Here is a 21,975-nt window from a genome sequence, read left to right on the forward strand (position 1 = left end):
CAAGGGAGCTTGATTTAATTCTCCAAGGGGTACGCTAGTCTTGAATTCGATCAACTTACGCTGACCAGCGAAAGAAATTTAAAAAACATCTATTCAGAAAATGGTTTCATTCTATTCTGGTATCTTTCTTCTGCGTTTCTTTCTTTTTGTTCCAAAGTATCTTGAGTTTTAAACCAAGAAAACCATCCTCTTTTCGGAGCACTAACCACGTCATCTCTCAACTTCTGATTAGCAACATCAATAATTTTGATATTGTCATTAACAGAGCATCCATTGATAAAAGAAAAAATATGAAAGTATATTTCTGCTGGAATTTTTCCTTCTCTAACTAATTGCTATCCTTGAAATGCCCAGACATTTGCGGCTGTTGATAAATATTCTTTTGCTTGTTCCAAATCGCATGCAGACATTATTTTTCGTTACTATATAATTATGTCTGCACACAGACATATTGTAGAGGAAGGAAGTGGATAGAGACCTCTCTAGCATAAATGAAGAACAGTTGTATTCTGATATTAGTCAATTGATAAAGGTTACTTAGCAGCGAACCTTACATGAAATTATAGGGATGGGGTTCTATTATATTGGCATATAGGACGACGTATTAATCAAGAAATATTAAAATATGAACGAGTGGCTTATGGCGCGAGTGTTTTAAAACTCTAGCAGATAAGTTACAAACAAATTTCGGAAAAGGTTTTGGTTTGCGTATCATACATCCGTGCACAATTTGAAAAATTTTTTCCTGACAAGGATAATAGCACAATTTAATTGTAGCCGTTTTAGCCCGTATTTAAGAATATTACGTAAATTATTTTTCAATTACAGCGTTAGAAAAATTATTAGTTCTGACCTTTATTACAAGACTATATTGAGTTCCAATCATATGAGAAAATTATAAAATATTTAAAGGGAAGAGAGGTTTTATGATGGGTAAAATACAGCCCGGCCTGACTCATGAACAAAATTTCGATGATATTGTTAACCTGATTAAGTCTTCAAAAAATCTAGCTTATCAAGCAGTTAATACTGTGTTGATCGATCTATATTGGCGTATTGGTGAATACATAAGTAAAAAAATATCACATGCTGAATGGGGTGAGGGGGTTGTTGAGCAGCTAGCAAGCTATATTTCTCGAACTCAACCTGGGATTAGAGGTTTCACCAGGCCAAATCTTTTTCGGATGAAGCAATTTTATGAGATTTACCATAGGGATGAAATTGTCTCACCGCTGGTGAGACAATTACCTTGGACACATAATTTAATTATTATTAACCAAAGTAAAAGCAAAGACGAGCGTGATTTTTATCTCCATAAATGTATTAGAGAACAATGGAGCAAACGAGAATTAGAACGACAATTTAAAGCAGCACTTTTCGAAAGGACTATCTTAAATCCGGTCCAGGTAACTGGATCTTTAGAACAAACTCACCCTGAAGCAAAAAATGCATTTAAAGATGCATATATGGTAGAGTTTTTAGGCCTTCAGGATGATCACGAAGAAATAGATCTGCATAAGGCATTATTAGCCAAGCTAAAAAACTTTTTAATAGAGCTGGGTAGGGATTTTTGTTTTGTGGGAACTGAATATCCACTTCAAGTAGGCGGGAGAGACTTTTTTATAGATTTGCTATTTTTTCATAGAGGGTTAAATTGCTTAGTTGCTGTAGAACTAAAGGTAGGGCGGTTTGAGCCAGAATATTTAGGTAAGATGTCGTTTTACTTGGAGGGGCTAGATCGCACAGTGAAAAAATCTCACGAAAATCCTTCCATAGGATTATTGTTATGCGCGAGCAAGGATAAAGAGGTTGTTGAGTTTTCATTAAATAGAACCTTATCACCTGCATTAATTGCTGAGTATCAAATACAATTGCCAGATAAAAAGTTATTACAAGAAAAATTGCATGAGTTGTTATTAGAAGACGAATAAGAAAGCAATTGTCTCACCAGTGGTGAGACAATTTCAAATTTATTATAATCGCATGATATTTAAAGTAATTTAACTGATTATTGGTAAAAATAGATCTATATTACAACAATGATTTGATTATAAAGTGTATGAAAGAACTTTAAAAGGCAGTGGGGGGCATTATTCCTTGCTGATAACCTCTAATTGTTACCAATGCGAAGATTTGGGTTGTAGATTATAACAGACCTCCGGCCGGGATCTTTGTGAAAAGGGTCATGTCTATACAGAGACAGTGTAATTAACTGAATCAAAAGGTTCGTTGCCTATAATACGCGATCCGTGGCAATATTAACCTAAATCCCAATGGTTGGGCTTTTGATATAATATATTAAAAAACATTGTATGTAGAGTGAATAATTTGATTGATATTTGCTCGTGGGGTAGATGATATTCTTATTGCCAGCATCGATGGACTTAAGGGATTTCCTGATGCCATTATGGAAGTATTTCCTCATACGGAAGTGCAACTTTGTGTTGTTCATCAAATTCGCAACTCATTGAAGTATGTGGTCAGCAAAGACCAGAAGGCCTTCATGGCTGATTTAAAGCGTGTTTATAAAGCCTCAAGCAAAGACTTAGCGGAGCATCATCTGCTTGAGCTGGAAGAGAAATGGGGAAAAAAATATCCTGCTGTAATAAAGTCTTGGAATGATCACTGGGAAGCACTATCACAGCACTTTAAATATCCAGGAGAGCTCAGGCGTATCATTTATACGACCAATATTGAAGGTTTTCATCGACAAATTCGCAAATACACTAAAAATAAAGGCGCATTCACCAGCGAAAACGCCCTTATCAAACTCATTTACTGTGCTGCTCAGAAAGTACTGGAAAAATGGAATCAGCCCATGCACAATTGGGCGCTTATCGTGTCCCAACTAGAAATCTATTTTGAAGACAGACTAACTTTGGGGCTTAGATGAGCAATGAGGTGACACAGTTAAATGAACACTCTTGCTTATATAGTTGGGATCTTCCCAAATCTTAAATTTTTTTGAATTGAATCTTTTTTGCAACGGAACCGTTTTGATTACGCTTCGTTGTATCAACGCTACTAATTTAGATCTTATTACCAGAATATTCTTCAGGCACATCAGGGGATTTACTTTCATCTTCCGGGTGCACAACAAAAAATCGTTGAGGCTCATAAGTTTTTTCCTCTGTCTTTCCGGTCGTTTCCGTAGTTTTAATCTGACTATTTGTTTTTTTAGGTTTTTTTAATGGAGATTCAATTATTTCGTTTAATGCTCCTTCTTTGTGAGGTCTTTTCTTAATATTCGATTTTAGTTCTTCCGTATAAAATGGTCTAAAAAGTTCCTGTCTTATTTGTAATGTATCTATACATTTTTTTGCTTCTTCAACGGTTAAACCGGATTCAAATGCAAGCACTAAAAGCTCTTCTTTTTTAAGATCAACAATTTTTTTAATAACCTCATTAATCTCTTCTTTTTTATTGAGTAAGCTTTTAAGTGATGAATCTTGGTAATCAAGATATTCTAGAGTTTCTAATAATAGATCATCAGGGAAATCATCTACTTGAACCTCTTCTGGTGTTGAATCTTTAAATAGAGCGCTAAAATAATGATCGGCTAGGCTGCTTTCGGGATCTTCTTGTAGTGACGTGTAATTAACACCACCCATAATTATTCGAAAAGGATCGGTTAATACTTTTTCTAAAGGTAGCTGAAAAATGGCTTCATCAAACTGAAAGCTACAACCAGGGTCTATTCTAACTGCGACTATACCTTGGCCATTTTTATCCGGAACAAATCCAATATTGCTATTATCCCAATCAATCTCACCTAAAAAATAACCTGTAATTACGGCCGCACTTAGGTTTTTTATTTGTTCAAAAGAATAACTTTTACCCTTGTATTGGACATGAAGAGGCGATTCTTCATCTACTTCAAAGTCTTCAAACTCATAAAGGATATTAGATGCTCGCATATAATCATCTTTGTCTATAATAACCAAATGATAATCAGGCTGATATTCTCCTAGTATTTTACTAAAAAGCTTACCTGCAAATACAGCCAAGGCATGTTCATTAACATCCGGCAAATTGCGGCTAGCTAAATTGTTATCGGTAACATGATATTCAAAACCATTATTATCGATAAAAATGAATAGCTCCTCTGTTTCTGTAAGCTGAATCTCTTTGTCGCCAATTTTTATATACATAATGATTATTATTGGGTCAATAATGGTATATTATAGATTATTGAAAGAATTTCAACATACTTATTAAAAGAAATAAGGCAGGAAAAATCCCTTTATAAAATAGTAATTTATTTGGATTAGCTAATCTTTCAAAAAAAACGATTAGAGTCTTTTGAAGACCTCCGGCCGATATCTTTGTAAAAAAGTTCATGTTTATACCCAGACACTGTAATTAGCTGAATCAAAAGGTTCGTTGCCTCTAATAACTTTTTAAGCTCTCTAATACTGAAATCTTCATGTTACACTGAGACTTGGAAAGATAATCCCCGTTTATTTTCTCGTATATTTGTAAAGTATAGTAAATTTTGCTATAGTAAAAATTACTATGTAAGACCTGAGTAGGGGCATTAATGGGGGTTAAAAATGAGTAAAATTATTGATGCTATGTTAGAAACAGCCAGAGATCTTCGATTAGATGCAATTACTATTAAAGAAATAGAAATGCTTAACTTAAGTGAAGTTAAAGAACTTGAGGCACAAGAAATAAAGAAAATGCGAATTAAAGAAAAAGTTAGCCAAGCTGTAATGGCTAAAATATTGAATGTTACTCCATCTACCTATCAAAAGTGGGAAAGGGGCGAGGTGCATCCCAAAGGAGCCAATCTTAAACTACTGCGTTTAGCTCATGATCATGGCATTCAATATATTTTATCTTAGATGGCGGTCGAGTTGTTATTGACTCGAATGGCCTGTTAAGTCTGGTTAATAGTATTTAAATTAGTAGAGTTTAGCGAGGTTTAGACTAAACTTCTAATGTGCAACAAAAGGTATAGTTGATGAACAGAACTTATAATGATCCACTGCACGGCATTACCCTAGAGGTTATCTTAAATAGTTTGTTGAGTTGTTATGGCTGGGAAGGCTTGGCGGAAAGAGTCAAGATTAACTGTTTTTCTTCCAACCCCAGCATCAAATCAAGCCTTAAATTCCTGCGCAAAACACCATGGGCAAGGAAAGAAATTGAAACCCTTTATCTTGCTTCCTTAAAAAGTAAAGATTGCGAAAACCCATAATTACTGGAGTAATAAATAATATGAAGGATGTTTTCATTAATAAAGATCATGTTGAACTCTTTAAAATTCTTAAATTTGAAGGTATCGCCTCGAGCGGAGCAGAAGCCAAAGAGATGATAGCTGCGGGCACTGTATTGGTAAACGGCGTAATAGAAAAACAGAAAAGAAAAAAGATGGTTGCAGGAGATACGATTGAGTTGAAAGGTGAGATCTTTCGGCTAAAGTTGAGTGCCAATTAACTTTTCGATACACCCAGCTCCTAGAAAAAATGGCTAAAAATCAAGAAGAATTACAGCGTTCTAATGGTATTTTCATATTGTGTGAGTAGGGTATTTTGCTGAGCGCTAGAAAATTAAGTCTGATTAATGAATTAATTAAAAAACAAGTCAACGAGTAATCCTTATCAAGCAACATTTGGATATTAAACAACATGACATGACCTCAAAAGTTATGATTACGTTTTTTTCACTATTTTCGGAACTTGAACGTGACTTGATTAGTTTAAGAACTAAAGAGGCTCTAGCTAGTAAAAAAGCACCGGGAGTCTTATTGGGTAAACCAAAGGGTACATGTCAAAACAGTAAATTTGATAAGGATGCTCCTAAAATTATGGATCTTCTTGGCTTAGGATTATTATTTAGAAAAATTGCAATTTTTTAAGCTATACCAATCACATCGGTCTAAATACCTATATAAGAAAACGGCAATTACGCTCGGTGATAGATTAATTTACTGAGGTACAAATTAAGAATAACAAGAGTTATGTGAGGAGTAGATGGAAATAGGTTGTATAAGGTATGTAATTCGGCCAGTGAAAACTGTAGATCTGGATCAATTATTTAGCATGTTAATAGATTTAGTGAAACATGAAGGTTCTTTTGAACGTTTTAAACTAACCAGAGACCGTTTAGAAAATGAATTATTTGGCATTAATGCGGATTGGAATTGTTTAGTAGCGGTTGATCCTCACGAACAAGTACTTGGATTTTGCCTCTATACTTTTGCCAATATCAATAGGGCTTTTAATTTGAGCCCCATGATACAGGTTGATGATTTATATATAATCCCTGAATATAGGAACGCAAAAATTGGTTATAATTTAATGTATCAGCTCGCTTTGATAGCGAAAAATAACAATATTGGTCGTTTAAATGTATGGTGCATGAAGGACAATGAGCAAGGCCAAAATTTTTATCAAAAAATAGGCGCAGAGAAAAGAGACTTTATTGATGTTTATTCCATTCAAGTAACTAATTTTTTAACTTGAATTCTATAAATAAAAATGCCTCAATTTACATTGAGTTATAAAAAAATTAATAAATGTTCGATTCATCAAATAAGATCATGAATTAAATATAACTTAAATATTTACCCTAATTTATTTACTACCCTTATATTAAAAATAGGAAGCGATTATAAATTTATTTGACATATTGTTCTCTTTGCCCGAAATGTAAGCTATTTTACGACTTAAGGGAGTTGGCTGTTCCGTTATACCCCAAAGGAATCATTTTAATACATTCGTTGCATTAGGAACTTCGAGCTTTCTACTCCAGGCTGATCAAACGCGTTGATTTGCCAAATAACGCTTTGGGTATAAATCTTATGTTCATATAATGCAATTAGAGCCCCTAATGTTTTAGGCGAATCATCGCGAAGGCTAATATGGCTTATTGGATAAGAAGTAGAAATATTACGCTCCTTATCCCCCTTAGACAGCACTTCTTTCTGAGCTAAGCATAATCGATAGATAAGGGATTGTTGCTCAGAATCAATGCTTATGAGCTCAGCGGCGATGCGGTGTGTTCCTTGGCATAACAGTTGATAATAGCTATGTTGGGCTTGATTTCCTGAACCGCCCCAGATAATTGGAGCTGTCGCATAGTCTACTGTCTGCCCATACTTATTGATGGATTTTCCATTGCTTTCCATATCTAACTGCTGGACGTAAGATGAAAAATAATCCAGTGGGTATCCATACATCATTACTAGTAAGTGATGAATTTTTAAAAAATTGTTATTCCAAATTCCGAATAAAGCTAAATTTACCGGAAGATTCTGATTAAATGGGGTGTAACGGAAATGTTTATCCATTAAATAAGCACCGTGAACAAACTCAGAAAAACGATCAAATCCAATGGCAATACACGTAATTAAATTAATTGCAGAGCAAAGGGAGTAACGTCCACCAACCCAATCCCAAATAGGTAAAACATTCTTAATACCTAAAGCATAAGCGTTCTCAACATGAGCCGTTACCGCAATGAAATGTTGTGCTATTGAATTGGCTTTGTTAATCCATGCCATCGCTTTTTTTGTGTTGTACAATGTTTCTATTGTGGTAAATGATTTTGAAGCCACAATAAAAAGGGTTGTTTCTGGGCTGAGTTTCGCCGTCACTCGATGAAACGCATGAGCATCCATATCAGAAATAAAATGATAAGATAAAGAAGAAGCCGCTAGCTCCGTTAAAGCATGAACGCAAAAAGCAGGCCCTGTATGAGAACCGCCAATACCAATATTAACAATATCTTTAATTGGTTTATTAGAATAGCCCAACCATTCCCCAGCTCTAATTTTTTCTGATATCTGCCTCATTCTATCCTGTACAGCCATGATGTCAGGAACAATATTTTTTCCATCGAGATAGAGTGTTTCGTCTCGAGGCAGCCGAAGAGCGGTATGTAATGCAGGACGATTTTCTGTTGTGTTAACTCGTTTTCCTGAGAATAAATCCTCAATTGCGGGCTTTAAATGACATTCCTGGGCTAGCTGTAACAGCAATTCTAATGTATCTGTGTCTAAATGTTGCATGCTGCAATCTAAGGTAATTTCTCCGCTTGACATCGATAAACTAGAAAATTTCTCCTGATTTAAAAGAATTTTTCGCTGTTGTTTTTTAAGTAATTTCCATGTTTTTTGTTCAGTGAGTTGTATCATTTTACCTCCGAATTTATGAGGCTGCATTGCTCGTTATTTTATTTATAGACTAAGTAATGTTTCGCGATTTTTATCAAGTAATTGCAACATCATGAATCCATCACCAAGTTCTTTTTTCCTATTTAACTGTGCGCAAGTCATAATCCAAAACATCCATTTTGCAGCAGAAATAAAAATATCCATCTCTCTTAGAGATAATTTTAAACCATATACTTGACGAAATTTTTTTGCCTCATCTTCTTTAAAAAAATAGCCCTTAGGCGTTTTTTCCACAGTCCAACTGGTTATAGTGTCAATAAAGTCAATTTCCGGCTTTAAGAGGCAAATATCTTCCCAATCAAGAATGATGGGCTGATTGTCACTGTGCCACAAAACATTTTTGGGTTTTATATCCGTATGCGCTAAAACCCCGTTTTGACCTTGTCCCACAATGACCTCTGCAGTCACTGCGGCGCATACTTGATTAATAAAATGAGTTAACGAAGCATCAGGAACAAATTCATTAGAACAGGCGATTAATAAACTTTGTGCATTAGACGCAATAAAGTGTTGCCACGCCCCAACTAGGAATCGCGTTTTGAGCTCCCAAAAACTGGGCTCATACATTGATATGTCTTTTTGATGCAGTATGGCAAGATATTCTGCCATAAGGAGTTTTTCAGCAAGATGAATCGCATCAACTTCTTTACAAACTCCAGGACAAAACTCCATGCAATAAAATACCAGGTCTTGATGCACTTGAATCAAAGAACCCTCAATAGGTATGCATCGAGGAGCTGGAACCAGATGAGATAAGTTATCAACTATGGACGTATGTATGGTTAAAAATTGAATTAATTCATCCTTATTAAAACCATACAACTGGCATAGGCTGTCGGTATTTAATATTTTTACAACCATCTTGCAGTTGTCTTGGTCTTCTAAAAACACCACCAATCCAGAAATGTTCTCCGAGATTATTTTTATATTCTGAATCTCTTTTTTTAAATAGCTTTGCATGAAATAGGTAAGTTTTTTTATGTTAAACGGTTTCATAGCTCTTCACCTTTAAACATTATTTCGTTATAGAAAAACCATAGTTTGATTTTAAAATAGAAATTAACTCCTGTTCGGTGGATGCAATTTGAATAGGATAAGACTTAAATTGGCTTTGGTATGTTTCAGACTGTGCATGAGTCCCTCCTAGAAACGCAATAGCATTCATGTTGGCAGATAATGCCGCCTCAATCCCCTCTGGAGTGTCCTCAACAACAAGGCAATATTCTGGTTTTACTCCCATAGCCGCAGCGGAAAATAAAAACAGATCCGGAGCCGGTTTTCCATGCGCTACTTGTTCAATAGTAAAAATATGGTTGTCCGGGATGTATTTTTTTAAGTGAACTAAAGATAAAGAATAATTGATTTGTTCTCTGATGCTATTTGAAGCAACACAATAAGTTATTCTCTGTTGGTTAAGGGTTAAAATTAAATCTCTCAGTAAACTATTTAATTGATGCTTCATGGCTTGGAACAGATCAACATAATATTTATTTATCATTTCCTGAGTAATGCCAACATCAGAGATGTCTTTCATTTTGTCTTTTAATTTATCAAATCCTAATCCTAAAAAATCATACGGAGATAAATGAATCTCATTATTATTGACATACCTCATAATAGACGACATTAGTGTCTTTTGAATAAGAATTTCACTATCGAGAATAACCCCATCACAGTCAAAAATAATAGTGTTTATCATGTTATAATTCCATAAATTATATTTCGACATTGTTCCAAAATAATTTGAGCTTGCTCTTTGGTGTAACAATCTAAACGGTATTTCAGCGCAAACTCCAAACCATGATTCTTTTGTCGGTTCAATTTAAATGCCAAATGTCTGGGATCACTTCCCCATAAATCAATTGAGTTGCTGCTCACCGATAAAAACTCAACGACTTTTCCATTACACATAAGTTCTTCAAGATTAATTGATTGATAATCAAAAGAAATTTTAGGAACTTGAAGATTGAAATCTTTCAGCTTAAACGAGGGCATAAATTGATAGAATTCCATTTCAGCCAACTCGTTCATAATCAATTCAGCCATTTCATTAAGGGGTTTCTCATGAATGTTTTGACAACGAACCGTGGGGTGCTGCGCCACTTGGCCAATAGTATTGACCCAAAATGAATTGTTTCTAGCATTTGAAAAAACAATTAATGCCGTATCTTGTTTTCCAGTTATGTCATAAAAAGCACGATGGACAACTGCCTGCAAGAGGCTAGCTACAGTTATTTTATTCTTCGCTGTATAGTGCTCTAAAAGCGCCAATTCTGTTTTAGTTAATACAAATCCTACTTTTGCTCCTTGTAAGGGAAAATCAGAACGTGCAAATTGGTTGCTTTGAAAATCTGGGTAGAAAAGATGCCGGTCGTTATAGGTGTTCAATTTATTTTGCCAAAATATTTTTAACTCCGAATTAATTTTGGGATACACCTCTTTTAACAACCAACTGACGTATTTGCTAAATGGCTCTCTTTTCTTTTCAGGATAAGTGCCCAGCTGTAGCACTTCAAAGAAATCCTCAATGAACGCATAAATAGATGCTCCATCCGCAATCACATGATGGAACACTAAGGCAATAACCGTTTTTTGGTTATCAACAAAATAAAGATCACAGTTAAATAATGGAGGGGAATCCAGATTAATTTGTTTTCTATACGTGGCCAATAAATGGTCGTGAAGTTGTGCTTCAGTAATAGAAAAGCAATTAGCGGTAAAATTGACCTGCTCTTGAATGAAATGAAAATATTGATCGTAAACAGTTAATATGGAGGCCCTTAACATCTCATTATTATCAATAATTTGTTGTATCGCTTTTTGGATATGCTCTGTATCCCAAATACCGGATATCTGAATAAATACAGGTAAATTATACGCCGCGCTAAAAGGATATGAATTAATATACTGCATCATTTCAGCTTGGTGAGGGACTAAAGGAAAACATTGATTAAAGGAAGAAACATGTGCTTCATCTTCATCAAGCTCATTATGTTTTATTTCATCATTTAAGAAATGAGCAATATTCTCTATGGTTCGGCTTTCGAATAAAAGTGTTTGAGCAGAAAGGCTGTCTAAGCATAACTCCCGCTTTAAGGTAAATAATAACTCATTTGCTAAAATAGAATCCATGCCAAGCTCAGTAAGGGTTTTATCCAAGATAAACTCTGAATGATTAGGCAAGCGCAACAGTTTGCGAATTGTTGTTTCTAAAAAATGAGTTAATACTCCTCCACGCTCCTGCGGGCTCTTGTTATTCAGTTGATGTATCAAAAGATTTTTTTGAGGGGGCCTATTATGACTAAGAGCGCGTTGTTCCTCTTCCTCATGTTCTTGCATTAATTCAACTAATAACGTCCTTTGATAAGGAGAACAATATTTTAAATGTTCCTTGTTGATATGGTTTGGCAATAAAACTAATTGTGGGCCCGCCGCAGGCAGTATTTTCTGTAAGGAGAATAGTCCTTGTTTCTCATTGATGTATTGAATGCCATAATGCGATAAACCTTGATGAGTATCTTTCGTCATGCCCATTTGCTGCCAGGGGCCAAAGTTAATGCTTAGCGCGGGTAAACCTAATTGCTTTCTAAAATAAGCCAAGGCATCAAGAAACGCATTAGCGGCGGAATAATTTGCTTGCCCCGCAGTACCTATAAGAGAACTGATAGAAGAAAACATCACAAAGTAATCCAACTTTAAATTTAAATGGACGGTTTGCTGATGCAAATTTAAAGTACCCAATACTTTGGATTGGAAGACCCTGTCAAAACTACCCCAATTAAGATTGGACCAAATCCCGTCTTGTAGAATACCAGCCAGGTGAAAAATAGCTTGAATTGGGGCGATAGTAGATTGAACTGTGTGAAGAGTAGCTGATAGTTGCTCCATAACACTAATATCCGTTTCCATGTAATGAACTGCTGTTTTATCCAGTCCATGATTTAATTCTTGCAATGTACTCTTTAGCTCATTACTTAAAGGGCTTCGGCCTAATAAAACAATGTTTTTTATCCGGTGACTTAATAACCATTGACATACGCTCAATCCTAATCCACCCATACCTCCAGTAATTAAATAAGCACCTTGTTGCTCGGAGGGGCTAAATGATGCAGATGATTCACTCATAGGCGCCGGGGTAAGGCACGATTCAAAGATGTTCTCAAAACTGACGGCACAAAAATTGTTATTAAGGTGTTCAAAATCTATCGAGAGAAATTGCTCTGCGATATCAAGTACTGGTATGTCTGGATCAAAATCCACATGTTGATAAGATAACTGAGGGTATTCGGTCGTTAGTGTTTTACCCATGCCGATTAGCGGAGCCCCTAAAGGTATGGTGTCCTCAAAGAAGGACGACGCTCCTTGCGTAATAACGTAAAGATCGCTAAATTGACGGTTTTGAATCATGGTTTGGGTTAAGTGCAGTAACCCAGAACAGGCTCTACAGATGTTGGAATATACTTCGTCAGGAATATCCAGCGTTACATCCGTTTGATTTGGCAATCCCCATAAATAAATGATGCATTCCACTTGAGGTATGCGTTTCCAGAGCTTATGGAAATGCTCTAGGTCCATTGGGTTTATGATAATAGCTGAATCAGTTTCTTGGTATTCCTGTCCTGGTTGAATCAGCAATAAATGGTTAATATCACTTACTAAATGATGAGCCAATTGTATGCTCTTTGCGTCGGGATGAATAAAAACTAAATGTGTTCCCGGGAGATACCGTTTTTCGGGATTTAAATTAGCAATTTTTTTCCATTTTAATTCATAAAGGGAGTGGTTCACTAAGCGCTCAAGCGTATTTTTTTCATGATGTAGCATATCTTTTAGCCAATATGGCTGATGTTGAAAACGATAACTAGGTAAATATTGAGGACAATGCGTAATACCAAAAGGCTTGTCAAAAGAGCGCCAGTTAATTGTATAACCTTGCAAATACAAGGCACATAAAGAATTGGCCAAATGCTCCCAGTTTTCTTTGTTTTTTTGCATTGAAGAAAGACAGAGGATTTTATCAGGTTGTGGATAATGGGCGGCAACAAAACTTAATAAAACCGGATTAGGTCCTATTTCAATAAAAATATCAAACTCTTCTTTTATTAAAGTGTGTACACCTAGACTAAATTGCACTGTTTTTAGAAGATGTTCTACCCAATAAGCGCCATTTATCTGAGTTAGTGGCCCGCCTGTACGATTTGAGACGTACATTATTGATGGAGGGCTGTATTTAATTTGCTCAGCAACAGCGCCAAACTCTGCGACCATGGGCAATAAGAGCTGCGAATGAAATGCATGGGAGACTGGGAGTTTTACGGTGTTTATAGAGTGTTGTTTACAATAGTTGATAACTGCCGCTATTCCATTTGGGTTCCCAGAAAGAACAACCTGATTTACTGTATTAATTGCAGCAATACATAATACGAATTGAGGGGATGCTTGTTTTATTTCCGCTATCAGTGATTCAGCAATAGAACTGCTTGTATACAGAACAAGCATGGCTCCTGGCTGTTGCAGCTGCGTCAGTTTTGCCCGTGCGGTAATAAGTTTTATTCCTTGCTCTAAAGTCATTACTTGCGCCACGATTGCCGCAACATACTCACCCACACTATGCCCCATTACTGCTGCGGGTTGAACCCCCAGACTTAACCATAATTTAGCCAGCGCATATTCCAGAACAAATAAGGACAATTGAGTATATTGTGTTTGATTGAGTAAGTCTTGCCGTTCAGGATGAAACATAACTTCGAGTAGAGGAAATTCCAATTCAGGATCTAATAAGGAACAGCAGTAATCTACCGTCTCTTTAAACACAGGATGGCTCTCATAAAACTCTAATCCCATTTGGGTGTATTGGGAGCCTTGTCCCGTAAATAAAAATACTACTTTATTATTACTGTTCGTTGATGGAACAGATAATGGTTGCCAGTGCTCCAATTGATGCCTCAAATCATCCATAGATTTTGGACATACTGCCAGACGATAAGGCAAATCACCCCGGCTTAAATTGGTTGTATGGCACAATTGACTCAAAGAGAGTGATGGATGGTGTGGTATGTACTTCAAAAAAGCACTTCTTTGCGCTTCGAGTGCTTCAGCAGAATGACCTGACAATGTAAACAGATGTACAGGTCTTATCATGTCACAGTGCTTGTCATATATTGGTAGGGGCTCACTCAGAATAAGATGTGCATTAGTACCTGTAAAACCAAAGGAACTAATACCCGCTTGACGTATGATGTGCTTCTGTGGTGGCTCCCAATCTAACAAGCGTGTAGGTATTTGTGCGGGAATACTGTTTAAATCGATTAGAGGATTAAGATGCTGGAAATGTAAATTAGCGGGGATTTTTTTATTTTGTATCATTAAAATTGTTTTGATTAAACCAGCCATCCCAGCTGCTGCTTCTAAATGCCCCACATTACTTTTAACCGCGCCAAGAAACAACGGCTTTGCCCTAGTGCCAGTAGCAAATACTTCTTTTATGGCGTTAAATTCAATCGGATCCCCAAGAGACGTACCTGTTCCATGGGTTTCAATATAATCCAATTCATTAGGTGAGAGCTGAGCTAAATCTAAAGCACATTGAAGTAATTCCTTTTGTGCTTCTGGATTAGGTGCCGTAATGCCATTACTATGCCCGTCGCTATTGACTACCGCACTGCGAATAACTGCCAAAATATTATCGCCATCTTGCTGTGCATCGGCTAAGCGTTTAAGAATTAAGATACCACAGCCCTCACTACGTACATAACCATCCGCCTGCGCATCAAAAACTTGGCAACGGCCTTTGCGTGACAGCATTCCTGCATTTGAGAAGCTAAGACTTAATGAGGGGTCAAGGATATTATTTACTCCTCCTGCAATCGCCATATCACAATGCCCATCTTGTAAGTCTTGACATGCTTTGAATACTGCAACCAATGAGGAAGAACATGCTGTATCTATAGCAGAAGCCTCTCCTTTGGTTCCTAAAAAATAAGCAAGACGTCCTGCTGCCGCACTATGAGCGTTACCAAGACCATAATACGAACTGATATTTTTTTCAGTCGTTTTATTATCTAAATGTCCATAATCATTTGAAGCAATACCTATAAATACAGCTGTAGGAGAATTATTTAACGATAAAGGGGAAATTCCCGCATGTTCCAACGCTTCCCAGGTAACCTCTAATAAAAAGCGATGTTGTGGATCCATGGATATGGCTTCTTGTACATTCACATTAAATAAACTCGCATCAAATTGTTCAATATTGTCAACAAACCCTCCATAAGGGCTGAGTCTATCTGCATAAAGTTCATAATCCCAACGGTTTGCAGGAACTTTGGTAATTCCATCTTTTGCTTTTTGTAATAGCTCCCAAAATTCTTGTGGGCTGTTACTGCTTCCAGGAAAACGACAGCCCATACCAATGATCGCTATCGGTTCAAAATGTTTTGGTTTGGCATGATGTTGGTTTGTTGCGCTGAACGCATTTTGATGAGGGAGTAGATAGTTCACTAATGAATTAATCGTAGTATAGGACCATAAAAAACTGGGATTAATATTCCTATCTATTAATTGTCCTAACGCGGCTGAAAATTGGACAGCAGTAACTGAGTCCATGCCGTAATAAGAAAAATTTTTATGAACATCAACCTGCTCCAGCTGAATCGATAAATTATTGGCAATCCATTGCTTCATCCATAAGATCAAACTACTCTTTTCATGCGTTTTAGAAAAGCTTGGGGTCTGGTTAGCAGTATGTTCTTTCTGATGTACTTGCCGTTGCCATTGTGCAAACACTTGCAGTTCATTGGCTAGAAATGCCTGTTTGCATTCACCACGTTGTACTTTTCCGCTTGATGTTCGGGGTAATGACGATTGTTTTATCAATACAATTTGGCTAGGCAATATGGGTAATTCTTGGGAGCAGGAGTCAAGTATGGAGGAAAAAATTTCATCGAAATTTTTAGCACTACGATGAACTTCTTGAATCAAGATTAATTCGGGTTCATCATGTTCCTTCGCAATGACAAAAGCAGCTCCTCCATGCTTCATCAACATGGGATGACTGCTTTCAATACAGTGTTCGATATCTTGGGGATATAGGTTTTGTCCACGAATAATAATTAAATCTTTCAGGCGACCTGTAACAAAAAGCTCACCCTGCTTATCTAAAAACCCTAAGTCCCCAGTTCGTAAAAAAGGCGCTCCATCAGAATCTAATTTTAAATGAAAGAGTTCTTGATTTAATTCGGGTTTGTTCCAATATCCTTGAGTAACACTGTTGCCTCTAACAACAATTTCTCCAATTTTATTCGCAGGCAAAATGTCCAAACTGGACGGGTCAATAATCCTTAAATCATAGCTGGAATGTGGTGTACCACAACTAACTAAACGAACAGATTCCTCATCACCATAAATTGGCTTGATGGTATTATTCTGTAATGCTTGTTTTTCGACGTGCATAACTGTTGTTTCTGAACCCGCTTTTTTGGTGGCGATCATTAATGTTGTTTCAGCCATACCATATGCCGGATGCAAAGACTCCGCCCTAAAACCACATTCTTTAAAGGCAGCGCTGAATCGTTCTAAATTACATGCATTGACTGGTTCAGAACCATTAATCGCAAAAAGCCACTGACTCAAATCCAATTCTTTTTTTTCACTGTCAGTAATCGCCCTGGCGCATAGTTCATAAGCAAAATCAGGGGCTGCTGTACTTTCAGCGTGAAAATCACTGATTGCTTTTAACCACTTAAATGGGTTTTTTAAAAAATCTGTTGGTGACATGAACACCAAATGGAGATTATAAGCTAAAGGAAAAAGCGTACAGCCAATCATGCCCATATCATGAAAAGGAGGAATCCATGAACATACAGTATTCACTCGGCCTTCATGTTTACTATTGATGACCTGCAAGTTCGCAATGATATTCCCATGGCTGACCATCACCCCTTTGGGATTTCCGGTGGATCCCGATGTATATTGTAGGAACGCTAAATCCTCACTTGATATCAGTGGAAAATTAGCTAAAGAAGGAGATATGTCCTCTTGTTCTTCGAGAACTAAAACCTGTGCTCTACTGTATTCATTAAGGTTCGTGCGATGCAGTACCACAGATGTTGTAATAATCACTTGGACGCAGGCATCTTCAATAATCGATAATAATCTAATATTGTGCCGGTTGTTTGTCGGAGGATACGCTGGAACGGCAATAATTCCCGCAAGTAAACATCCTATAAAAGAAACGATATAATCTAAGCTTGGATTCAATAAAATAATTGCCCGTGACCCAGGTTCTACTAGAGTTAAAAGCCGACGTGCGACATGTTCCGCTTCTTCCAACAATGCTTTATTGGTTAAAATAATGCTTTCTTTCTGATTAAGGAAGGTTAAACATGTTTTATCCGGCGAATAATAAGCATTCTTTCTCAGCAAGTCGATGATAGTAGATATTTTTTTATCTTCTTTACAACGCATATATCATTCTCTTTAAAAAGTACAGCTATTTCACAGTTTAGTAGAAATATGAGCAACGTTGCAAAAAAGGAAACTGGTTTATAATTTAGTCTCCTCACTTTATTACCAGATTATTCCGATGCGTTTGTCTAAACCTATAGTTGATGCCGTATTTACAATACCAATGAACACATTACATTATCACTTCTTCATGAGAATTAAGTTATTTTGATTAGCTAAGTATAGAAAAGTTAATTTTTTTCAACACAGCTGCGAGAAATCCAAAGTAACGAATGAGTTGAAAGCATTTTTCAGTCAAGTGCTGAAGCAATCTGGTAATAAATTCAAAAGGAGGAAGCTCGGTGTATGGAGTTTTTTTGCGCTATGATTGAGGAATTGAGAAAGGAGCGAGGTTCTCTTGTCATGTTTCAGACGAGAATTGGCAATGGCAGGGAGGCAAAAGTTTTTTATTCTTTTGCAACGGCCCCCTTGAAACTCTACCTTAAATAATAATGGTTTTTTAATGCTTAAAACCCATTAATGGGTTTTAAGCAAGATAGACAGCTTGTTCCATATATTGGCACTAATTGACGATTGGGCTTGTTGATTCGGATGAAGAGCATCCTCCTGAAATAGCTCGGGATTTTCATCAATTCCTTCTAGTAGATTAGGCAATAAAAGAACTTTTTCTTGTTCTGCCAATTTAGGATAAATTGCTGTGAAACCTTGGGTATAAGTAGGCCCTAAGTTCTCAGGAATGCGGATTCCTACTAATAAAATTTGTGATCCGGATTTTTTTCCGAGGCGGATCATTTGACTTAAATTATTTTCAATCACTTGAATAGGTAATCCTTGTAATCCATCGTTTGCTCCCAATTCAATGATTAGAATCCCTGGTTGATATTTTGCTAATAATTCAGGTAAACGGCTTAGCCCTCCGTTGCTAGTCTCACCACTAATGCTCGCATTAATTAAATGGTAACCCGGGTATTTTTTATGTAAGTTCTCTTTTATTAACGCACTCCAACTTTTATTTTCTTCAACTCCATAACTTGCACTCAAACTATCTCCTATAATTAAAATATTATTGGTTGCTGTTGCAATTGATGAACAGAGTATGAGTAGAGAAAATATGATTGATTTCATTGATAGACCCTCAGTTATTGTTGCAAAAAATGTAGGAAAGCAGGTTTTTGTTCATTCGAAAACGTTAACTATCTTGAATAATGTTAGCTTAAAAATTCATGCGGGAGAAACCATCGCGATATGTGGGCCTTCAGGTGTAGGTAAATCAACTCTGTTGGCATTATTAGCAGGCCTGGACAATCCCTCCAGCGGGAAAATATATCTATCAGGATATGACTTGGCTGCTCTTGGCGAGCGCGAGAAGTCCAAATTACGATCGGAAGAGATTAGCTTTATTTTTCAGAGCTTTTATTTATTACCGATGCTAAATGCTATTGAAAATGTCACTCTTCCTTTAGAGATCCAAGGTATCAAACGACCAGAAGTAATGGCAAAGCACATTTTAGAACAGGTAGGTTTGAGTGATCGAGTGCATCACTATCCTAACCAATTATCGGGAGGTGAACAACAAAGAGTAGCAATAGCACGAGCTTATGTAACTCAGCCTAAAATTCTTTTTGCAGATGAAATTACAGCTAATTTAGATGAAAAAAACGGTTTTTTAATCAGTGATTTAGTGTTCAAATTAAATCAAGAGTTTAAGACCACTCTCATTATTGTAACTCATGATGCTAAATTGGCTGGCCGCTGCCAACGAAAATTTACTATTGTTAATGGATGCTTACATGAGTATTAACCAATTAGTTTATTTTGCAAGTTTGTTGTTTTTTCGTAATTGGCGTAAAGGTGGATTAAGTGCCATTTTCTTATTAATGATAATGGTCGTTACTCTGTTATCTAGTATTTCCTGGTATTCTGAAGGAATGCAAACTGGAATTAATACCAAAGCAGCTGAATTATTCGGCGGCGATTTGATTTTAAAAAGCCCTCGTCCATTGCCCCAACTTTGGCAACAACAAGCAACTAAAATGAATTTGGCTACGGCAAATGTAGTTTATACTAATACCATTGCAGCGAGTAAAACGCCTGATACTCATTTCGCCAACATCCAGATAAAAGCAGTAAGCTCCAATTATCCTTTATACGGAAAAATAAGAAGCAGTGACAAGACCGATCCAAAAACAATACAAAGTAGCAACGTTCTTCCTAAAAGAGGTTCAGTCTGGTTAGAACCTAGGGCCGCTGAGCAATTGCATGTTCATCCGGGAAATACCATTGAAATAGGGACTAAGAATTTTATATTTGAGCGTTATTTGTATGCAACCCCCGACGGACAATCTGAGCAATTTAAAATCGCTCCTACGGTTTTGATGTCATTAGAGGATTTATCCCAAGCGAATATTCTTGGGCCCAGAAGCAAAGCGGACTATTTAGTTCTTATTGGTGGTCAAATAGAGCCTTATGTTGCATGGGTTAAGCCCTTGCTGCAAACTGGCCAGAGTGCGGTTTCTGCTTTAGATGGAAGACTTGAATTGAAAACAGGTTTTTCTCAGATTATGAGTTATTTAAAAATCTCTATTTTTCTCATTCTATTATTAACAGCTAGTGTAATTAACGTAGGCTTAAAAGAATATAATCGCAAAAATGATGTATCAGTTGGACTATTGCGGTGTTTAGGCATGACACAGCTCCAAGTTCTTTTTCTCTTAGTGGTGCAATTTCTGATATTAATTTTTCTTGCTGGGCTAATCGCATTGCCCTTGGGATTTGCAATTCATTCGGTATGGCATTCCTTTTTAGAATCTATCTTACCCGGAATTCTTTCCAGTGATTCTGGGCCTATTGAGTGGAGTTCGGGAGTAAAATCTCTACTTTTTTGTGCCTTATTTCTGTTTGTTTTTGGGTTTCAACATTGGCTAGGTTTAAGTCAGGTTTCTCCATTACACGTGTTACGACGTCAACCTTTCAAAAAGAGTTCTTTTCATTGGTTATTTGTTTTTGTTAAAGGAATAATACTTTTCGCATTACTTTATGCATACTTACAGGATACACGGCTACTTTTATTTGGACTTTTGTTTTTGTGTCTAATTGTAATAATAACAAAAACCCTGTGCTTTGCTTCAGGTGCTTTTTTACGAAAAATTGCTCATAAATTACCTGTTGTCTTAAATATAGCTGCTCTTAATATTGCACGATATATGCCCCAGAGCTATATACAAATTATTGTTTTCACTCTTATTTCTTTTGCCGCCTGTTTTAGCTACCTGCTTTATGACAGTTTGCTTAATAGCTGGCAAAAGCAAATTCGTCCTAATACGGCTAACTATTTTATTTTCAATATTGCCCCTGAAAATATAAATCCGTTAAAACAATTCCTCACTCTCCATAAATTGCATGTGGTGCATGAGTATCCCATTTTGCGTGGTAGATTAACCATGTTAAATGGAACTCCCCTGAAAAAAAATGAAAGGGGAGAGCACATTCATAATAATGCCTTAACTCGTGAATTAAATATAACGGCCAGCAATCAATTACCTTTAGATAACCAAATAATCTCCGGAACATGGTGGTCTAGTGCGAAAAATAACGCGTATCAGGCTTCCATAGAAGAAGGCTTGGCAAAGAATTTTGGAATTAAGGTAGGTGACAAACTGTCGTTGCATATTGCCGAACAACAACTTTCTGTGCCTGTTACCAGCATACGAAAAGTTGCATGGGCGAATCAACAGCCTAATTTCTACATTATTGTGCCTCAATCGGTTATGGAACATATTCCTATTAGTTATTTGGTAGGCGTTCGTTTACTTACATCCCAGGAAACCGATTTGGATTTACTGCGCCAAACATTTCCTTCGTTTTCAGTTTTATCGATTGCTATGCTTATTGAGCAAGCAAAACACTTTTTTCAACAATTATCTATCTTAACTGCCTGGATTTTCCTCTTCGTGCTTTTTGTTGGGATCGTTTCACAAAACATGGTGTTATGGACTACCCGGAAGGAGCGAGAAACAGAAACGGCTATGCTCAAAGTGTTTGGGATAAAGAATTCTCGTTTAATGGGAATCTGGCTATGTGAATATGGCTTTTATGCGGTGTTTTCTAGTTTTATCGGCATTATTCTCGCTTATTTATTACAAAAAATGCTCTTGGAGACGTATCTGAATGTTACTCCGATTGTTTACCCCAGTACTATAGTAATTATTATTTTGCTTAATATTTCGATTATTTTGCTGTCGACTTTTATTAATGTAAAAAAAAATATGGATCACTCCCCATTATGTTTTATTACCCAAAACTAGGTGTGGGAGCAAGGGCAAGGAAAT

The 21,975-nt window shown here is 36.5% G+C and carries 14 protein-coding genes and 2 pseudogenes; 9 read left to right on the forward strand and 7 right to left on the reverse strand.

Translation table 11 applies throughout. The features are described 5' to 3' along the window. Window positions 1-926: 926 nt before the first annotated feature. Together E1P08_RS13960 and E1P08_RS13965 are read left to right on the forward strand one after the other, a co-directional pair. Entirely contained in the window at window positions 927-1,931 is a 1,005-nt protein-coding gene (locus E1P08_RS13960; RefSeq protein ID WP_133137622.1) for a PDDEXK nuclease domain-containing protein, read from the forward strand. A 413-nt stretch (window positions 1,932-2,344) separates the two neighbouring features. After that, window positions 2,345-2,893 (forward strand): annotated as a pseudogene (locus E1P08_RS13965) (IS256 family transposase); the annotation flags it as partial. Between the two features lie 136 nt (window positions 2,894-3,029). On the opposite strand, the gene E1P08_RS13970 reads toward E1P08_RS13965, so the two are convergent. Then, entirely contained in the window at window positions 3,030-4,151 is a 1,122-nt protein-coding gene (locus tag E1P08_RS13970; RefSeq protein WP_133137623.1) for a hypothetical protein, read from the reverse strand. Window positions 4,152-4,553: 402 nt separating this feature from the next. Here E1P08_RS13970 and E1P08_RS13975 point away from each other — a divergent pair, with 402 nt between their 5' ends. The 5 genes from E1P08_RS13975 to E1P08_RS13995 all read left to right on the forward strand — a co-directional run bounded on the left by E1P08_RS13975 (window position 4,554) and on the right by E1P08_RS13995 (window position 6,470). Then, on the forward strand, window positions 4,554-4,847 hold the full coding sequence (locus tag E1P08_RS13975; protein ID WP_045094735.1) for a helix-turn-helix domain-containing protein: 294 nt from the start codon (window positions 4,554-4,556) through the stop codon (window positions 4,845-4,847). Between the two features lie 119 nt (window positions 4,848-4,966). Beyond that, window positions 4,967-5,203: a VF530 family protein gene (locus E1P08_RS13980; protein ID WP_133137624.1), complete on the forward strand. Its 237-nt coding sequence runs from the start codon at window positions 4,967-4,969 to the stop codon at window positions 5,201-5,203. Window positions 5,204-5,223: 20 nt separating this feature from the next. Then, on the forward strand, window positions 5,224-5,442 hold the full coding sequence (locus tag E1P08_RS13985) for an RNA-binding S4 domain-containing protein (protein WP_133137625.1): 219 nt from the start codon (window positions 5,224-5,226) through the stop codon (window positions 5,440-5,442). 196 nt (window positions 5,443-5,638) lie between these two features. Continuing rightward, window positions 5,639-5,863 carry a recombinase family protein gene (locus tag E1P08_RS13990; protein ID WP_242602479.1) on the forward strand — a complete coding sequence of 75 codons (225 nt, stop codon included), beginning with the start codon at window positions 5,639-5,641 and terminating at the stop codon, window positions 5,861-5,863. Between the two features lie 151 nt (window positions 5,864-6,014). Continuing rightward, window positions 6,015-6,470: a GNAT family N-acetyltransferase gene (locus tag E1P08_RS13995; protein ID WP_165485194.1), complete on the forward strand. Its 456-nt coding sequence runs from the start codon at window positions 6,015-6,017 to the stop codon at window positions 6,468-6,470. A gap of 245 nt (window positions 6,471-6,715) precedes the next feature. Here E1P08_RS13995 and pgi read toward each other — a convergent pair whose 3' ends face one another. The 6 genes and pseudogenes from pgi to E1P08_RS14025 all read right to left on the reverse strand — a co-directional run bounded on the left by pgi (window position 6,716) and on the right by E1P08_RS14025 (window position 18,772). Beyond that, window positions 6,716-8,143: a glucose-6-phosphate isomerase gene (gene pgi / locus E1P08_RS14000; protein ID WP_133137627.1), complete on the reverse strand. Its 1,428-nt coding sequence runs from the start codon at window positions 8,141-8,143 to the stop codon at window positions 6,716-6,718. 42 nt (window positions 8,144-8,185) lie between these two features. Then, window positions 8,186-9,178: an aminoglycoside phosphotransferase family protein gene (locus tag E1P08_RS14005; protein WP_133137628.1), complete on the reverse strand. Its 993-nt coding sequence runs from the start codon at window positions 9,176-9,178 to the stop codon at window positions 8,186-8,188. Window positions 9,179-9,197: 19 nt separating this feature from the next. After that, entirely contained in the window at window positions 9,198-9,881 is a 684-nt protein-coding gene (locus E1P08_RS14010) for an HAD family hydrolase (RefSeq protein WP_165485195.1), read from the reverse strand. After that, complete coding sequence (locus tag E1P08_RS14015) at window positions 9,878-17,647, reverse strand: type I polyketide synthase (RefSeq protein WP_133137630.1); 7,770 nt, start codon at window positions 17,645-17,647, stop codon at window positions 9,878-9,880. The genes E1P08_RS14010 and E1P08_RS14015 overlap by 4 nt, the downstream gene beginning before the upstream one ends. Window positions 17,648-17,885: 238 nt before the next feature. Continuing rightward, window positions 17,886-18,079 (reverse strand): annotated as a pseudogene (locus E1P08_RS17780) (transposase); the annotation flags it as partial. An 84-nt stretch (window positions 18,080-18,163) separates the two neighbouring features. After that, window positions 18,164-18,772: an arylesterase gene (locus E1P08_RS14025; protein WP_133137631.1), complete on the reverse strand. Its 609-nt coding sequence runs from the start codon at window positions 18,770-18,772 to the stop codon at window positions 18,164-18,166. On the opposite strand from E1P08_RS14025, the gene E1P08_RS14030 reads away from it, so the two are divergent. After that, entirely contained in the window at window positions 18,744-19,448 is a 705-nt protein-coding gene (locus tag E1P08_RS14030; protein WP_242602480.1) for an ABC transporter ATP-binding protein, read from the forward strand. The two genes, E1P08_RS14025 and E1P08_RS14030, sit on opposite strands and share 29 nt — an antisense overlap. After that, window positions 19,438-21,951, forward strand: coding sequence for an ABC transporter permease (locus tag E1P08_RS14035; protein WP_165485196.1), 2,514 nt, complete (start codon window positions 19,438-19,440; stop codon window positions 21,949-21,951). The genes E1P08_RS14030 and E1P08_RS14035 overlap by 11 nt, the downstream gene beginning before the upstream one ends. Window positions 21,952-21,975 lie beyond the last annotated feature (24 nt).

Source organism: Legionella rowbothamii (assembly GCF_900639985.1).
Lineage (GTDB): Bacteria > Pseudomonadota > Gammaproteobacteria > Legionellales > Legionellaceae > Legionella > Legionella rowbothamii.

Bases quoted from the DNA above. Each gene is read 5' to 3' on its own strand.
- E1P08_RS13960 (WP_133137622.1), top strand. From the start codon at position 927: ATGATGGGTAAAATACAGCCCGGCCTGACTCATGAACAAAATTTCGAT.
- E1P08_RS13970 (WP_133137623.1), bottom strand. From the start codon at position 4,151: ATGTATATAAAAATTGGCGACAAAGAGATTCAGCTTACAGAAACAGAG.
- E1P08_RS13975 (WP_045094735.1), top strand. From the start codon at position 4,554: ATGAGTAAAATTATTGATGCTATGTTAGAAACAGCCAGAGATCTTCGA.
- E1P08_RS13980 (WP_133137624.1), top strand. From the start codon at position 4,967: ATGAACAGAACTTATAATGATCCACTGCACGGCATTACCCTAGAGGTT.
- E1P08_RS13985 (WP_133137625.1), top strand. From the start codon at position 5,224: ATGAAGGATGTTTTCATTAATAAAGATCATGTTGAACTCTTTAAAATT.
- E1P08_RS13990 (WP_242602479.1), top strand. From the start codon at position 5,639: ATGACCTCAAAAGTTATGATTACGTTTTTTTCACTATTTTCGGAACTT.
- pgi (WP_133137627.1), bottom strand. From the start codon at position 8,143: ATGATACAACTCACTGAACAAAAAACATGGAAATTACTTAAAAAACAA.
- E1P08_RS14005 (WP_133137628.1), bottom strand. From the start codon at position 9,178: ATGAAACCGTTTAACATAAAAAAACTTACCTATTTCATGCAAAGCTAT.
- E1P08_RS14010 (WP_165485195.1), bottom strand. From the start codon at position 9,881: ATGATAAACACTATTATTTTTGACTGTGATGGGGTTATTCTCGATAGT.
- E1P08_RS14015 (WP_133137630.1), bottom strand. From the start codon at position 17,647: ATGCGTTGTAAAGAAGATAAAAAAATATCTACTATCATCGACTTGCTG.
- E1P08_RS14030 (WP_242602480.1), top strand. From the start codon at position 18,744: ATGAGTAGAGAAAATATGATTGATTTCATTGATAGACCCTCAGTTATT.
- E1P08_RS14025 (WP_133137631.1), bottom strand. From the start codon at position 18,772: ATGAAATCAATCATATTTTCTCTACTCATACTCTGTTCATCAATTGCA.
- E1P08_RS14035 (WP_165485196.1), top strand. From the start codon at position 19,438: ATGAGTATTAACCAATTAGTTTATTTTGCAAGTTTGTTGTTTTTTCGT.